This window comes from Flagellimonas alvinocaridis, from assembly GCF_965248585.1.
Classification (GTDB): domain Bacteria; phylum Bacteroidota; class Bacteroidia; order Flavobacteriales; family Flavobacteriaceae; genus Flagellimonas; species Flagellimonas alvinocaridis.
This window is the reverse complement of the sequence record NZ_OZ252111.1, coordinates 2001171-2018575: the sequence shown is the minus strand read 5'-3', so window position 1 is coordinate 2018575 and position 17405 is coordinate 2001171. Positions and strand designations below refer to the sequence as shown.

The window sequence follows — 17405 nt, the reverse complement described above, 5'->3', positions numbered from 1 at the left end:
TTGAACCTATGGGATAGGCAAAGAATTAACAAAATTGTTTGATTTTTTGTGGTGGACACGAACAACTAAGTTGTAAAAAGGCCGTATTTTTGCATGTTGAAAAGTACACCGCATTTACATGATCAACATTCTCAAGAAAACCCTCTTTTCCACCAGACTTATGGCCGTTCTTTTTTTGGTTTTTGCCACGGCAATGGCCTTTGGTACGTTTGTGGAAAGTTGGTACAGCACGGAAACCGCACGTATTTATATCTACAACGCCACTTGGTTTGAAGTGATCATGGTCTTTTTTGTAATCAATTTTATTGGGAACATTTTTCGGTATCAATTGCTGCAGTGGAAAAAATGGCCAGTTCTTGTTCTACACTTATCATGGGTATTGATCATCTTGGGTGCTTTTGTCACCCGATATATCAGTTATGAAGGGGTAATGCCCATTCGTGAAGGGGCTACCGAGAACAAAATGTTTTCGGACAAGACATATCTGACTGCTTTTGTTGATGGCGATTTTAATGGGGAAATCAAACGGAAGGTACTTGAAGATGACCTGATTGTCACCCCTGAAGGACGTCGCTCCAGTCTTCCTTGGAAATCCGATTTTAATGGCCAGCCCTTTACCATTGCCTATGTTGATTTTATTCAAGGTGCAGACGAAGGATTGGTTCCCGATGAAAATGGAAAAGAATATTTAAAGGTTGTGGAAGCCGGGGATGGACAACGCCATGAGCATTATCTGGAAAACGGCCAGATTGCCAGTATACATAATGTGTTGTTTGCCCTAAACAAGGAGACGGAAGGAGCCATCAATATTTTTTATGATGGTAATGATTATCAAATAAAGACACCATTTGAAGGGAATTTTATGCGTATGGCGGACCAACTCCAAGGAGAAGTGGCCAACGATAGCCTTCAACCCTTGCAATTGCGCTCCCTTTATTCCTTGGCCGGAATGCAATTTGTAATTCCTGAGCCCATAGTGAAGGGAAGTTATGGGGTGGTCAAGTTACCCAAAGAACAGGTGGATGAAAGCTCCAAGGACGCCTTGATTGTTTCCATTACGGCCAATGGGGAAACCAAACAGGTAGAACTTCTAGGTGCTAGGGGTTATGCCGATTTCTCGGACAAGATCACCGTAGGCGGTTTAGACTTTTCTTTGAGCTACGGTTCCAAGGTATATGAACTTCCTTTTTCAATTCAGCTCAATGATTTTATCGCGGAGAAGTATCCCGGCACTGAAACAGGCTATGCCTCGTTTATGAGCAAGGTAACTGTACAGGATGATCGCTCCTTTGATTATGACATCTACATGAACCATATACTGGATCATAGGGGCTACCGCTTTTTCCAATCCAGTTTCCACCCGGATGAAAAGGGTACCGTTTTATCGGTTAACCACGATATGTGGGGTACTTGGATTACCTATATAGGTTATTTTTTATTGTATATAGGGTTGATGGGCATTATGTTTTTTGGTAAGACCCGGTTTAGGGATTTGCAGCAGGCCATTGAAAAGGTCAAGGCAAAGAAAGCGGCACTTACGGCAATTTTGATGCTGTTCACATTCTCTTTGACAAATGCCCAAGAGGCTACCCCTGGCCATGATGAGCATGTGGGCTTGCCCACACAACAACAGGTAGATTCCATTATTCATTCTGCTGTGGTTGCTGAGGAACATGCAGATAAGTTTGGTGCCTTGGTCATCCAGGATGAAGGAGGAAGAATGAAGCCGGTGCACACATTTGCCTCTGAACTCTTGCGCAAATTGAGCGGAAAGGACACTTATCAGGATTTATCGGCCGATCAGGTCTTTCTTTCCATGATGATGAACCCGGGGGTTTGGTACAGTACCGAGTTTATTCAACTTGCCAAAAGGGAAAATGACAGTATCCGAGAAGTTATTGGAGTACCAAAAGACACAGAATATGTAAAGGCCACCGACTTTTTCGATACAAAAGGAAATTATAAGCTACAACCTTATTTGGAAAAGGCCACATCAACCAATAATCCTTCAAATTTTGAAAAGGATTTTAAAAAGGTAGGGGAACGACTCAGTCTCCTGAACATTGCCTTGAGTGGTCAAATCGTTAAGATTTTTCCACTATTGGATGATGAGAACAATAAATGGATTTCGGCAGTAGAGTACCGTTCCGGTCAACATCAGATGCAGGATTCCCTTTATTCCAATTTTGTGCGAAATGCAATGCCCTATTACCTAAGCTCCTTGCAGGAAGCCATAGCCACGGGGGATTATTCCCAGCCAGACAAGCTGTTGGATGCTTTTAAGCAGAACCAGAAAAATCATGGGGAGGAAATATTGCCTTCCGATAAAAAGATTAAGATTGAGATCGTATACAACAAGTTGGATATCTTCAATCGGCTTTACAGATATTACGGATTGATAGGAGGGCTCCTTTTCCTTATCCTCATTTTGAAAATTTTTAAGGAAAGGAAAATATACAATGCAGCGGCCTATCTACTCAAAGGGACCATTATTCTCATGTTTATATGGCATACGGCCGGACTGATTTTACGTTGGTACATTTCAGGGCATGCTCCTTGGAGTGATGCTTATGAAAGTATTCTTTATGTGGCTTGGGCCACCATGGGGATTGGGCTGGCTTTGGGCAAAAAGAGTGAGCTTACCATTGCGGCGAGTGCCTTTGTGACCTGTATGCTTTTGTTCATTGCGCATCAAAGCTGGGTGGATCCTGCTATATCAAATTTGGTTCCTGTTTTGGACAGTTATTGGCTCATGATCCATGTGGCCGTCATTGTGGGTAGCTACGGACCGCTAACCGTTGGGATGATTTTGGGGGTTGTAGCCCTTATCCTGATGATCTTGACCACCGAAAAGAACAAGAAACGAATGGACCTGAGCATCAAAGAGTTGACCATAATCAATGAGTTGGCCTTGACCGCTGGTCTGGTAATGCTCACCATTGGAAACTTTTTGGGCGGACAATGGGCCAATGAGAGTTGGGGACGGTATTGGGGTTGGGACCCCAAGGAAACTTGGGCCCTGATTTCCATAATGATCTATGCTTTTGTGCTCCATATGCGTTTGGTACCCGGTCTTCGGGGGAAATGGATCTATAATTTTGCCAGTATCCTTGCCTTTGCCAGTATCATGATGACTTATTTTGGTGTTAATTTCTACTTGGTGGGATTGCACAGTTATGCAAGTGGAGATCAAGTGATAACCCCCACTTTTATTTGGTATACCGTACTTGGGGTATTCATTTTGGGAGGGGTCAGTTTGTGGCGATATAAAGTGCACTACGCAAAATAATTTGCCCTTTATGGGATTTCACTTGAAAAAAAATTGCATATTTGCTTCATCATGAAGTTATAAGAATTATGTACGCTATAGATGTCATCTTTGGCTTTACGCCAAAAAAGTAACCGAAATACTTTTCGGTACCATTGACATTACTTCTTTTTTACACACATAATTCTTTTTAAAATGACACAATCTAATCATAGAAACTTTTCAGTAAAGAAATATCTTAAGTATTTCTGGATTGCCGTATCCGGTAAGGAAACCGAATTTACAACCGGGAGCATCCGCAAGGCCATTTTTATGCTATCCATCCCCATGATTTTGGAGATGTTGATGGAATCCATCTTTGCTTTGGTGGATATTGCCTACGTTTCCAAAGTAAGCGTAAACGCCGTAGCTACCATCGGATTGACCGAATCCGTCATCACCTTGGTATATGCCTTGGCCATTGGGTTGAGCATGGCCGCAACGGCAGTAGTGGCCCGTAGAATAGGGGAGAAAGACGTTGACGGGGCCAAGGTGGCTGCCGTTCAGGCTATAGGCTTGGGTGTTTTGGTTTCCCTTGTTTTGGGAGTGGTCGGAATCCTATATGCCAAGGAAATTTTGGCGCTCATGGGAGGAGAACCCGATTTAATTGCCGAAGGATACGGGTATACCAAACTTTTGATCGGGGGGAACATTACCATCATGCTCTTGTTCTTGATCAATGCCATTTTTAGGGGTGCCGGTAATGCCTCCATGGCCATGTGGACCTTGGTGCTTTCCAACGGACTCAACATTATTTTGGACCCTATTTTTATTTTTGGTTGGGGCCCCATTCCCGAGTACGGGGTTATGGGAGCGGCCATAGCTACCAATATTGGGCGTGGTACGGCAGTCTTGTTTCAATTGGGAATCCTGTTCTTTGGATGGGGAAAGATCAAACTGGTGCTTCAGGATTTGGTGTTGAACGTCAAGGTCATGGTGAATTTGATCAGGGTTTCCCTAGGAGGCATTGCCCAGTTTTTGATAGGCACTTCGAGTTGGGTATTCCTCATGCGGATCATGTCCGAGTTCGGTAGTGAGGTATTGGCCGGGTATACCATAGCCATCAGGGTGATGATGTTCACCCTTATGCCCTCATGGGGCATGAGTAATGCTGCAGCCACTTTGGTGGGACAGAATTTGGGGGCAAAACAACCCGATCGGGCCGAAATATCCGTTTGGAAAACAGGAAAATACAATGCCTATTTTATGGGCGCTGTATCCTTGGTGTATCTCATTTTTGCCAAAAGCATCATTTCTTGGTTCAACGCAACTCCCAGTGTGGTGGAAAATGGAGCGCTGTGTCTCCAGATCATTGCCTTGGGGTATGTTTTCTATGCGTATGGTATGGTGGTCAGTCAGGCGTTCAATGGGGCGGGGGATACCAAAACCCCGACCAAGATCAACCTGATTTCTTTCTGGTTATTTCAATTGCCTTTGGCCTATGTGGCCGCTTTGGTTTTGGGATGGGGGGCCAAAGGAGTCTTTATTGCCATCACCTTGGCCGAGGTGCTATTGGCCATCATGGCCATGGTCTGGTTCAAAAAAGGAAAATGGAAGCAGGTTCAAGTATGATGGGTTTCGTATCTTTAACCTAATAAAGATATACCATCATGAATACCAAAAATAAAGGAGTCAATACCATTTGCACCCATAGTGAGCAATTGGACGATACAGTTTTTGGAGGTGCCGTGTCCCCGTTGTACATGGCCACGTCCTATCCTTTTGATGATGTCGACATAAAACGATACCCAAGATATTTCAACACGCCCAACCAAGAAGCGTTGTGCAAAAAACTGGCGGCCTTGGAACATGCCGAGGCCGCTTTGATTTTTGGCAGTGGCATGGCCGCCATCAGCACAGCCTTGATGGCTTTTCTGAAGGCAGGAGATCATATTGTGTTGCAGCAAACCATGTATGGAGGGACCTATCACTTTGCCGTTACCCAGCTCAATAAGTATGGTATAGAATATTCCTTTACCAATGGATGGGCGGTGGAAGATTTTGAAAGGGAAATCAGACCCAATACCAAAGTGGTGTATTTGGAAACCCCTTCCAATCCTCTACTTACCATTACGGATATCAAAGGCGTGGCCCAATTGTCCAAATCCAAAGGATTGATTTCGATGATAGATAACACCTTTGCCAGTCCCATCAACCAAAACCCCATTGATTTTGGAGTGGATGTGGTGCTGCACAGTGCCACCAAATATATGGGTGGGCATTCCGATATTTGTGCAGGAGTGGTCGCGGCTTCACAAGCTCATATGGATCAAGTATTCCAATCGGCCATTTGCTTTGGGGGAAACCTGAGTGATTATACGGTTTGGTTATTGGAACGAAGCATCAAGACCATGGGAATTCGTGTAAAGGCACAGAATGACAATGCCTTAAAAATGGCCACCTATTTGGAAAGCAATCCAAATGTAGAGAAAGTATATTATCCCGGATTGAAGAGTCATCCCGATTATGAATTGGCCCAATCACAGATGAGTGGCTTTGGGGGAATGCTCTCCTTTGAGTTACCCGATGTGGATATATCCCAATTCTTTAAACACCTTAAATTGATAAAACCGGTAATGAGTTTGGCCGGGGTGGAAAGTACGGTAATTTTACCCGTGACCACCTCCCATGCCCTGATGAGTCCCGAAGATCGGGAAAAACAGGACATCAAGGATTCTTTAATCCGCTTCTCTTTGGGAATCGAGGATATAGAGGACCTCGTTATAGATATTGAACAAGCCATTGTACAGGCCAAAACCATGACCATACCCGCATAAGAAGACCTATGAAGTTAGATATTTTAGTTTTTGGGGCCCATCCTGATGATGCCGAGCTAGGAGCAGGAGGTACCATAGCCAAAGAAGTTTCCCGTGGAAAAAAAGTAGGAATCATTGATTTGACCCGAGGTGAATTGGGAACCCGTGGTTCTGCCGAATTACGCGATAAGGAAGCCACCAAAGCTGCAAAGATTTTGGGAATTTCCGTTAGGGAAAACTTAGAGTTTGCAGACGGTTTTTTTGTGAACGATAGGGAGCATCAACTGGAGGTTATCAAGATGATACGAAAATATCGCCCGGAGATTGTATTATGCAATGCCGTGGACGATCGCCATATTGACCATCCCAAAGGAAGTAAGCTGGTAAGTGATGCATGCTTTTTAAGCGGCTTGGTGAAAATTGATACCCAGATGGAAGGGGATGATGAATGGCAAGAACCTTGGCGGCCTAAATTGGTATATCATTTTATCCAATGGAAGAATCTGGAACCGGATTTTGTAGTGGATGTTTCAGGATTTATAGAAAAGAAAACAGAAGCCATTATGGCTTATTCATCACAGTTTTACGACCCCAAGAGTAAAGAACCGGAAACTCCCATCAGCAGTAAAAATTTTACGGACAGTGTTAATTACCGAGCCCGGGATTTAGGTAGACTGGTAGGTGTGGAGCATGCCGAAGGTTTTACGGTGGAACGCTTTGTTGCTGTGGATAGTTTGGACGCCTTGATTTGATCAACTGGCCTGTTGGTAGCGCTTTTGTGCTTGTGGCACAGTAAAGAAGAACGAAGTTCCCTTACGTGGTACACTTTCCACCCATATTTTACCCTTGTTCTTCAAAATCATTTCCTTGCAGAGTGAAAGCCCTAGACCGGTACCTCTCTCATTATTGGTGCCGTAAGTGGTAATGTTGGAGGAATCTTCGAATATCTTTTTCTGGATTTCTTTATTCATCCCAATACCGGTGTCCTTGACCATAACTTGCCACATGCCGGCCTTTTCTTCAGCCTCAATGGTAATAAGACCATTGTCCGGCGTAAACTTAATGGCATTGCTCAACAGATTTCGGATTACAATGTCTATTTGGTTTTGATCGGCCCATATTTGGGGGTTTTCCGGCAATTGATTGATGATCTTGATGGATTTTCCAGAGGCTATTTCAGAGAGCAACTGTATGTTGATATTGACCAAGTTATCCAAAGAGACGCGTTTGGGTTTGGTTACCACTCCATTGAGCTGTGTTTGTCCCCATGACAATAGATTATTTAGGGCAAAGGAAATATTTTCAACATCGGCCTTAAGTTTGGGGATAAAGGATACAAACTCGTTTTTGTCCACCTCACCATCAGTATATAATTTTAACAATCCATGCAATGCTCCAATGGGGCCCCTGAGATCATGCCCTATAATGGAAAACAGTTTGGTCTTGGTTTTGTTCACTTCATTCAACTGACTTTCCCGCTCGGTTACCGCCTGAGTTTTTTCTTGGAGCTCAATGTTCAGCTTTTTCTGGATTTTTTCACTACGGCGGATCACAAAGGTTATGATACTTAAAATCAATAAAATAATAACAGAAAAGTAAATGTAGTTCCGTTGTTTGGCCAAAGCCATTTTATTGCTCTTGATGAGTTCTTGTTTTTCCAGTTCGTATTCCAGTTTGGTCTCCAGAAGTGAAAGACTTTGCTTGTTTTTATCCCTGAACAGGGAATCGGACAACGATTTGAAGGATTCCAGATAATTGAGAGCTGCTACATGTTCTGCTTTGTTCTTGTGGACTTTGTACAAGGTTTCGGAACAATCTATTTGCCCTTGTAATGATTGTATTTTATTGGATAGTTCCAGGCCTTCGTTGGCATATTTCATAGAGAGGCTATCCCTACCGAGTCCAAGATATACTTTGGCCATTCCGTTCATCAGGTTTATTTTTTCCCGATCATCATCCAACTGTTGGTTATGTAGCATATTACTTTGGTCATACCAGTATAGGGCCCACTGATATTTCTCCTGTTCCAAATAAATACTACCTTTTACCTCATAGGCGTAGGCCAACCAATCATATACTTTGTTTTTTTCAAAAGTGTTGATACTCTTGTTGATGTTGAACATGGCCAGGTCAAAATCCTTGGCATCCTTATATAGTGAGGCCATATTGCTCGAAGTTTCGGCATCAATGATCTCATCGCCTATTTTTCTATTGATTTTTTGAACAGTATCGTAAAAAATCAAGGCATTTTTATAATCCTTTTGGTCTGCATATAAACTGGCAATGTTTTCATTTAATATGGACAGCATTTTATTGCACTTGGCTTTACGGGCTACATCTATTCCTTTTAAATAAAGATTAAGTGCTTCGGCGTAATTGCCTTCATAGCTGTAATCATGGGCCAGTCCGTTAATAATGTCAAGTTCAGCAAGTTCATCCCCAATTTCTTCGCTTAGAATTAGAGCCTCTTTAAATAGGGCCATCGATTTTTCACGATTACCTTGATCGGAATTGTAATTTGCCAATCCACTCAAAGCCCTGATAATTCCACCTGTATATTCAATTTCAGTACTAAATTTCAGTACGCGCTTAGAAATGGAGTGGAGGCTATCATTATTAATGAAACGGTATGAAAATGCCAGATTGGAGAGTAGATTTATATGGGTGGTATCCTTTGGATTGAACCTACTAGTGGACTCTAAACGCTTAAGCTTAAAAGCGAGACTGTCCTTTTTGGTCAATTGGGATTGTAGTGATACTGATACAAGAAGCATACCCAAAAGAAAGCTAACTTTCCCAAGTTGGAATTTGTGGAGGATAAGGTTGATATTTTTATGGGGCATACTATGTTAATCTACCAAGGGTAAAAATACCTTCTCTTTGGCGTTGTAGGAAACTAAATGTTGTGAAACATCAAAAAATGTGTGTTTTATCCGTTAAAATATGCATTTCATCGATTATAACAAGAAAAAGACTACAAAATGTAAATTGCTGAAGCTTTGTCATTTGGAATACATTCTTCCCTTTGTATTTAAAAAGTTTAATTTTCATAGAGGGAAGTATTAAAATCTTTTGGTTGAATCAAACCAAAAAAGTATTTTTGCATCCGCTTTTAATGGTGGTTGTAGCTCAGCTGGTTAGAGCGCTGGATTGTGGTTCCAGAGGTCGCCGGTTCGAACCCGGTCTTCCACCCTTAAGTTTATAAAAAGTCCCGGACATTGATTGTTCCGGGATTTTTGTTTTTAGGAGTATTAGGGAGAGAAGCCTGTGCCGAGCGCAGTCGAGGTAAACCCGGTCTTCCACCCTTAAGTTTATAAAAAGTCCCGGACATTGATTGTTCCGGGATTTTTGTTTTTAGGAGTATTAGGGAGAGAAGCCTGTGCCGAGCGCAGTCGAGGTAAACCCGGTCTTCCACCCTTAAGTTTATAAAAAGTCCCGGACATTGATTGTTCCGGGATTTTTGTTTTTAGGAGTATTAGGGAGAGAAGCCTGTGCCGAGCGCAGTCGAGGTAAACCCGGTCTTCCACCCTTAAGTTTATAAAAAGTCCCGGACATTGATTGTTCCGGGATTTTTGTTTTTAGGAGTATTAGGGAGAGAAGCCTGTGCCGAGCGCAGTCGAGGTAAACCCGGTCTTCCACCCTTAAGTTTATAAAAAGTCCCGGACATTGATTGTTCCGGGATTTTTGTTTTTAGGAGTATTAGGGAGAGAAGCCTATGCCGAGCGCAGTCGAGGTAAACTTGGTCTTCCACCCTTAAGTTTCAGAATCCCAGGCTGTAAAGTCTGGGATTTTTTTTGTCTATAGACTTGCTTGTTGGCTCATCCATCAATTGAAAAGGGGCATCCGTCAATTCACAGACCCTTTTGATACATTTTAGTCTATTTTCCCTTTCAGCACTGGAAGTATTTTCTTTCGCACCCAAATCGAGACACTTACTATGGGGAAAACAAAATTAGCCTTATGCATTGGTTGTTTGCTTTTTTTTGGACATGTTAAAGCAAAAATCAACGTTGAAAATGATTCATTGTTAAACGCAAAGACTACTCATAGGTATTTTAATGAGTTAGAAATTAAGTCCCAAGATTTCTTTTCTTTTTCTTCTCAGGAGAAAAGTGAATTTGACCAGAATTATATAAGCAAGAATTTTTCAAAGGATACGGTTACTGTTCAACAACTCAATATTGCCAAATCAGTTATTGAGCAACTTGAACGTGATCAAAATTATGTAGGACTAATTTCTTCAAGTGACTTGGTAACACTACCAATTGGTGTAAAAAAAGAAATTGGAACAATAAGGTATACCCTTGCTATTAATAAGGCTGAAATATTTCCCACATATACTAGGGTAACTGCATATGTTCATATCAAATTACCACAAACTGATTCGAATGGGGAACCTATTGAGCTGTTTTTTGGAGCAGATGACATTAAGATTTCCCATGAAGGAGGAATATACGGTGATGCCAATTTGGTGTTATTGGGTGATATTGGTATACCTATAAATGGCGGTAATGGATTGGTGGCACTTAAGGGTGGTTTTGACGTGCAAACCGGAAATATCCAAAACCTGACCTATGTTACCATGGATTGTGGGGGATTCAAAGAAATGGGAGTTACCGCAGATGTACTCTTTCCCCGAAGTATGCTCGAACCTGTCGATTCGAATTATGAGGTAATTCCTGATACGAATGAGAAAGTAACGGGCCATTTTCAAACCATTGTTGGGGATTGGAATGATATTTTGGTTGAAATAGATTTACCTCCATTTCAATTAACCAAAACGGGAAGCCCAAATAGTGATGGTAAAGCAGGACTCATTTTTGAAATTACCAATGCTATTTTTGATTTTAGTGATGTCAGAAATTCATCGAGTGTACTATTTCCCAAAGGTTACCAGCAATATCTAATTCCTGGGAACGAACAGTTATGGCGAGGGGTTTATGTTGACAATTTGCAAATAATACTTCCCAAACAGTTTAAAAAAAGAAATAGTGAGGAGCGCATAACATTTCAGGCTGCCAATCTGCTTATTGATGGTGTCGGCGTTTCAGGAAATTTCTCTGTAGACAACATTTTGCCCATAGACGAAGGGGATGCTTCAAAATGGCAATTCTCTGTGGACCATATCGAAGTAGATTTATTGGCGAACCATTTGGTCGGGGCCGGATTTGAAGGCAAAATAGTACTGCCTGTTACCAAAGAAGTAACACCTGAAGAGAAAAGTGACCTGGCAGCGGTTAATCAAAAAACGTTGAGTTATGAGGCAATTATTGACCCTTTAAATGAGGAGTACCTTCTTACCGCTACCACAAATGACGCTATTCCTTTTGATATCTTTAAAGCCAGGGCCACAATCACACCGAACTCCTATGTGGAACTGCGGGTATCGGAAAAGAAGTTTAGGCCTAAAGCCGTACTACATGGTAATATAGCTATAAAAGGGAGTAACAGTACTTCTGATCCTGATAAAGGAACGGTGGACTTTAAGGGAATCACATTCCAAAATCTACAACTACAAACGGTTTCGCCATATTTCCAAGTAGATTACATGGGTTATAATGGAGATGTGAAGTTTGCCAACTTTCCAGTAACTATTTCCGAAATCGAATTTAATTCTACCAATACCACAGCGGCACTTTCCTTTAATCTTGATGTAAATATGATGGAGAAAGGGTTTGCAGGAAATACAACCCTTTCCATTATTGGCGGATTTGATGAAAATGAGGATTTACATCGTTGGAGATTCCAGAGAATAGAAATACATCAAATTTACCTGGAAGCAGATTTGGGGACCATACAAATTAATGGAATGGTGGATATTAAAAGTGATGACCCGGTTTATGGAGATGGTTTTTACGGAGAATTGGGAGCCACATTTAATGGCATAGCGGTAGATGCTTCGGCATGGTTTGGCAAAACAGATTTTAGATACTGGTTTGTAGATGCCTATGCGGATCTTTCTCAATCACCCACACCAGTTTTTATAGGACCTGCCAAGGTTAGCGGTTTTGGCGGTGGAGCATATTATAGAATGAGTAAAAAGCCAGGCTCTTATTCGGCTTTGGTTCCATCTGGACAATCCTATGTTCCCAATGCAAGTAATGCCCTTGGATTTAGGGCTTTGATCGGGTTTGCGCTTACAAATGAAAAAGCATTCAATGGCAAGGTTGGTTTTGAAATGGATTTTAATAATCATTATGGCCTAAACCGAGTCATGTTTTTCGGGGAAGGTCACATTGTCAAGGCATTGGATTTTGAATTTGGGGATGAGTTCAAACAAAAAATGCAAGGTATGGAGGAGAAGATCAACTCCTTTGGTGAGAATAACCCAACTATACAACGTCTCAAAGAAACCAATCTAGTAGATTACAGTAAGGTTAGCTTTCCTCAGGACGGTTTGACCTTTGATGTGGGAATCGATGCCCACTTCGCCATGGAAATGGATTTTCAACACAGGACATTCCATGCTGAATTGGAGATTTATGTAAACACGCCTGGTGGCTTTTTTCAAGGAGTAGGTCCAAAAGGAAGGGCTGGTTGGGCTGTTTTCCATATTGAACCGGAAGAATGGTATCTCCATATAGGAACCCCTCAAGACCGAATAGGGTTAAAGCTTGGTCTTGGAAATTTTAATCTTGAGAGTACTGCATACTTAATGATTGGTGAGGATTTGCCCGGAAGTCCGCCACCGCCACCTATTGTTGCAGAAATTTTGGGAGTCGATTTGGCGAGCTTGGATTATATGCGGGATTTGAATGCCCTGGAAAGTGGAATGGGTTTTGCCTTTGGTGCTGATTTTAGTATAGATACCGGGGACATGACCTTTTTGATATTCTATGCAAGATTTCAAGCAGGCTTTGGTTTTGACATCATGATAAAGGATTATGGCGAGACAGCTTGTAAGGGTAGCGGACAAATAGGTATTGATGGCTGGTATGCCAATGGCCAGGCTTATGCCTATCTCCAAGGAGAGTTGGGTATCAACATAAGACTGATGTTTGTAAAAAAGAAAATACCCATTATAAAAGCTGGGGCAGCAGTTTTATTGCAAGCAAAATTGCCCAATCCTTCATGGTTCAAAGGATATCTGGGGGGACATTTTAACCTTTTGGGCGGATTGGTCAAAGGAAGGTTCCGCTTTAAAATTGAACTTGGGGAAGAATGCGAAATTATTGGGGGATCTCCTTTGGGTGGGTTAAAAGTGATTGCTGATGTGACCCCCAGGGATGGTTCAAATGATATTGATGTATTTGCTGTTCCACAGGCTGCATTTAATATGCGGATTGACCATCCTTTTGAGTTGGAGGATGATGAAGGGGTAAAAACCTACCGTATCCTTTTGGATGAGTATCGGGTGACCAGTGAGGGAACTGTCATCAATGGAGAGCTGGAATGGAACGAAAATCATGATCTGGCAAATTTCGTTTCCCACGATATATTGCCTCCCAATGCTCCAATAGATGTAAAGGTTGTGGTAAGTTTTCAAGAATGGGGAGGAAACCGATGGATTACACTGACCCAAGATGGAAAACCGGCCAAAGAAATTGAAGAACGTAGGTTTACGACCGGAGAGGCTCCAGATTATATTCCAATAACAAATGTGGTTTACACCTATCCTGTTGTAGACCAACAATACTTTTATCAAAAAGAAAGCAACGCGGGCTACGTAAAATTAAAAAGAGGACAACCTTATTTATTTACGCCACAGACCGATTGGGTGCAATCCACAAGATTTGAAACAGAATCACAATCCCTAGGCACAAACCAAGTATCGTACAACGCTTCGAATAAAATGGTCCATTTTGATTTTCCAGAACTTCAGAATCAAGAGACCTACACTCTCAAAATAATCAGTTTGTCACCAGAAGAAGCAAGTTCGGGGATTGTCAATGAAAACTATGTTTCAGAAAATAGCGGTCAGGAAGGTACATCCATTGAGGTGCGTAATAGGGAAATAGGGACAGCAGCAAAACAAACCTCAGAAACTGAAATTTTAGCATATGATTTCACTACAAGCCAATACAACACTTTTAAACAAAAAGTGGCAGCTAAGGTAGTGGACCAGTATTTATTGGACCCTATATATTCCAATGTTCATGCATTACAGGTAGATGTCAAGGTGCCATCAGAACGCTTTGGGAAAGATGAAATTTTGGGGACCGAATATTCGGACAATGAGCCCATGATTTCAAGAGAAGCCATCTTAAATAATAGCTATTACCAAGAAGTCATACAGCCGCTAATTTATGAAGGTTATCCATTGGAACCTGGCTTTACGGTTGACCGAGATGTTAAGGAATTGGGCCTACCACCAAAAAGAGGCGTAGATATTATGACGTGGTACATCTCATATTTGGAATCCAATCCAGACTATTCATTATTGGATAAAAGGATTCCGTATCGTTACAATTTACCCTACTACTACAAACAAGATTTTATAGATATCCAATATAAAGTAGTCAATGCCTATCTGCACGAACCAGCAAAGTATCAGGCCCAAATTGGTGAGTACAACTATATCATCAATGGAATAATGCCGCCAATACGGACAGGAGATTATAAGGTAAAGTTCCAATATGTGCTTCCAGGGCAGATAGAAGGGACTTCCCAAATATTTAACTACAACAATCCCTACTAATGGTAAAACTTATTCAAAGGCTTCTGATTTCAAGGGGTTTTGTGTTTGCTGTGACTTTCGGATGTTTTTCAATGGCTCAATCACAACAGGATTCCCTAGCTGTCCAACAACCTGAAATTGTTGTTATGGCACGTCCTCAAAAAGATGGAAAGATTATGTTGCGTTGGGCGGTTACCACCCCATTGGCATGGCGTAAACTCAACGAATATGGCTATGAAGTAAAACGATACACCGTTACACGCAATAAAAGTACACTCCCAAACCCAATAGAAAAGCTGTTGGGAATTTTCAAGCCCAAACCATTGGATGAATGGATGCCAATGATAGAAAATAATAACAACGCAGCTGTGATGGCCCAATCCATTTATGGGGAAGCTTTTGATATTGAGGGTATGGATCAGCTGTCGGCCATAATCAATCTAGCCGAAGAGCAGGAACAACGATTTACATGGGGATTGTATGCTGCCGATCAAGATTATGAAGTGTCCCAGATGGCAGGTCTTGGATATTTAGACCAAGAGGCACTTATAAACGAAAAATATGTGTACAAAATAACGGCTCTGGTCCCTGAATCTTTAATGAAAATTAAAGAAGGAGGGGTTTTTATCGGTCTTCAAGATTATGAGGATTTACCCAAACCCTTGGATTTAGCGGTGGTCTTCTTTGATGGAAAATCCATGTTGAGTTGGAACTATACCATCCATAACCAGATATATAATAGCTATTTCGTGGAAAGGTCTATTGATGGAGTCAATTTTAAAGGTTTGAACAATTTACCCCTTACCACACTCAACAACGGTGAAAAAACAGACCCGATGCGGATGTTCTATACAGATTCCATTAGCAATGGTCAGACGTATTATTATCGAATTCGAGGGAAGACCCCATTTGGTGAGTTGAGTCCGGTCTCCGAAGTGGTATCTGGAAAAGGAGAAAAAAAATTGCCTTATGTCCCACACATTACCTCCCGATATTATGAGGACGATAAAGCGGTATTGTTGGAGTGGGAGTTTATGGAAGAGGGAAATACGATGATCACAGGGTTTGAACTCAACCAAAGCGATAATGTTGATGGGACATATAAAACTGTAGTGAAAAATATTCCGCCTGAAGCCCGAAAGGTGTGGTATGACAGCCTTATGCCCACTAATTATATGACCATTACGGCCATAGGAAAAAATGGGAGCAAGCGTACCTCATTTCCAGCATTGATTCAACCTGTGGATTCTGTGCCACCAACCAAACCCAAAGGGTTAACAGGAAAAGTGGACAGTTTGGGAGTAGTGACCCTAAGTTGGACGGCAAATACCGAGAAGGATATTCTGGGCTATCGTGTTTTTAGGGGCAATAATAGAGATGAGGAATATTCACAGATAACCGTTTCACCACATCAGGGCATCATGTTTTATGACAGTGTTTCGGTAAAGAACTTAAATAGCAAGGTATACTATCAGATTATTGCTGTAGATCAACGTTTCAACATGTCCGAACCTTCGGAAATCTTGGAACTCAAGAAACCGGATTTTATAAAACCTACCCAACCTGTATTTAAATCTTATAAGATAAAGGAAGGCAAAGTACATCTCACTTGGGCCAATAGTTCTAGCGAGGATGTCGTTAAGCACGAGATTTACAGAAAAGCACAAGATAGTGTAGACTGGGTATTGGTGAAGACAATCAGTAGTATGCAGTATGTAGATAGCAGTATACAGACTACTGCAAAACTGCTTACTGAACCCCTGCCTACTGACCAACTGCCCACTGAACCCCTGCCTATTACCCACTGGACCGATGAAAACATAAACGAAGGAAAGCAATACAGCTACACCATCATAGCCATTGACGACAGCAAATTGGAATCCGACCCTGCACCACCACTTACAGTAATTATACCCAAGACCAGTTTATATCCACCCTTGCAAGGATTGTATGGAGAAGCAGATAGGGAAGTTGGAACCATAATCATTCACTGGAAAGCTTATAAAGAACCCAATGCTTCCAAAATAACTATTTACAAGGGAGTACAAGGGAATACTATGAACCTGCTAAAAGAAATGCCTATGGAGAGCAAAGGAATTGTAGATAGTAAAGTAAAACCGAACAACACCTACGAGTATGTATTTCGGGTGGTTTTTAGGGATGGGAGGGTAAGTGAAATTTCAACCTTGGATGTAAAATATTAAGTGATGAAAAAAATAATTTTAATTGTAGGGATGTTAATGTCGACATGTCTCTTCTCTCAAGAAAGACGTGTAATTCTTAGAACGTATATAACCGCTCAAGACTTTTTTAGTGACCAATATGCGGTATCATTGCAAGTAGGGGTACTTAATGTGAATTCTATTTTTCATAATCAAAATCCTAATGGTTCGCCGCCATTAACAAATGAGAAGATAATAGAAGTACCGGAGAATTTTACCATATATGGTGAAATCAGTGATCTTCCTATTTGTGGGATTGATGGAGATAGTTGGGAAAAAGATATAACGCCAGCTAATTTTCACGAGATGACAGGCACTACAATTGGAGCTTGTGGTGCTAATGGTTATGTATATCCTTTTTATTTAGAGCCTTTTTATCTACAACCGGACCTTGATAATGTTTTTTGCAAAAAAGAATCTATTCCTCTAAAATCAGCTAGAGGCTGGCAATATAAAATGATAAATGACGGAAATACATGGTATGACTTTGGAACTAATCCAAA

Annotated in this window: 7 protein-coding genes and 1 tRNA gene; 7 read left to right on the top strand and 1 reads right to left on the bottom strand. The window is 41.5% G+C overall.

All coding sequences use genetic code 11. From position 1 onward, the window contains the following. Positions 1 to 118: 118 nt before the first annotated feature. From ccsA to bshB1, 4 genes are all read left to right on the top strand, one after another. Positions 119 to 3289, top strand: coding sequence for a cytochrome c biogenesis protein (ccsA, locus tag ACP14V_RS09215; RefSeq protein WP_272611010.1), 3171 nt, complete (start codon positions 119 to 121; stop codon positions 3287 to 3289). Between the two features lie 174 nt (positions 3290 to 3463). Beyond that, positions 3464 to 4879 (top strand): MATE family efflux transporter, encoded by a 1416-nt coding sequence (locus tag ACP14V_RS09210; RefSeq protein WP_272611009.1) that lies wholly within the window; start codon positions 3464 to 3466, stop codon positions 4877 to 4879. 38 nt (positions 4880 to 4917) lie between these two features. Further along, the gene (locus ACP14V_RS09205; RefSeq protein ID WP_272611008.1) at positions 4918 to 6084 is read left to right on the top strand and encodes a trans-sulfuration enzyme family protein; all 1167 of its coding nucleotides are present in this window, start codon (positions 4918 to 4920) and stop codon (positions 6082 to 6084) included. Positions 6085 to 6092: 8 nt separating this feature from the next. Continuing rightward, positions 6093 to 6815: a bacillithiol biosynthesis deacetylase BshB1 gene (gene bshB1 / locus ACP14V_RS09200; RefSeq protein ID WP_272611007.1), complete on the top strand. Its 723-nt coding sequence runs from the start codon at positions 6093 to 6095 to the stop codon at positions 6813 to 6815. On the opposite strand, the gene ACP14V_RS09195 is transcribed toward bshB1, so the two are convergent. Further along, positions 6816 to 8837 (bottom strand): tetratricopeptide repeat-containing sensor histidine kinase, encoded by a 2022-nt coding sequence (locus tag ACP14V_RS09195; RefSeq protein WP_272611006.1) that lies wholly within the window; start codon positions 8835 to 8837, stop codon positions 6816 to 6818. It abuts the gene before it with no gap. Positions 8838 to 9180: 343 nt separating this feature from the next. Here ACP14V_RS09195 and ACP14V_RS09190 point away from each other — a divergent pair. From ACP14V_RS09190 to ACP14V_RS09180, 3 genes are all read left to right on the top strand, one after another. Then, positions 9181 to 9256 (top strand) — tRNA-His (locus tag ACP14V_RS09190). A 1056-nt stretch (positions 9257 to 10312) separates the two neighbouring features. Then, complete coding sequence (locus ACP14V_RS09185; RefSeq protein ID WP_272611078.1) at positions 10313 to 14701, top strand: hypothetical protein; 4389 nt, start codon at positions 10313 to 10315, stop codon at positions 14699 to 14701. A gap of 125 nt (positions 14702 to 14826) precedes the next feature. Further along, on the top strand, positions 14827 to 16884 hold the full coding sequence (locus tag ACP14V_RS09180; protein WP_272611077.1) for a hypothetical protein: 2058 nt from the start codon (positions 14827 to 14829) through the stop codon (positions 16882 to 16884). Positions 16885 to 17405: the final 521 nt, after the last annotated feature.

Coding starts and splice junctions, on each gene's coding strand:
- ccsA (WP_272611010.1), top strand. CDS start 119: ATGATCAACATTCTCAAGAAAACCCTCTTTTCCACCAGACTTATGGCC.
- ACP14V_RS09210 (WP_272611009.1), top strand. CDS start 3,464: ATGACACAATCTAATCATAGAAACTTTTCAGTAAAGAAATATCTTAAG.
- ACP14V_RS09205 (WP_272611008.1), top strand. CDS start 4,918: ATGAATACCAAAAATAAAGGAGTCAATACCATTTGCACCCATAGTGAG.
- bshB1 (WP_272611007.1), top strand. CDS start 6,093: ATGAAGTTAGATATTTTAGTTTTTGGGGCCCATCCTGATGATGCCGAG.
- ACP14V_RS09195 (WP_272611006.1), bottom strand. CDS start 8,837: ATGCTTCTTGTATCAGTATCACTACAATCCCAATTGACCAAAAAGGAC.
- ACP14V_RS09180 (WP_272611077.1), top strand. CDS start 14,827: ATGGCACGTCCTCAAAAAGATGGAAAGATTATGTTGCGTTGGGCGGTT.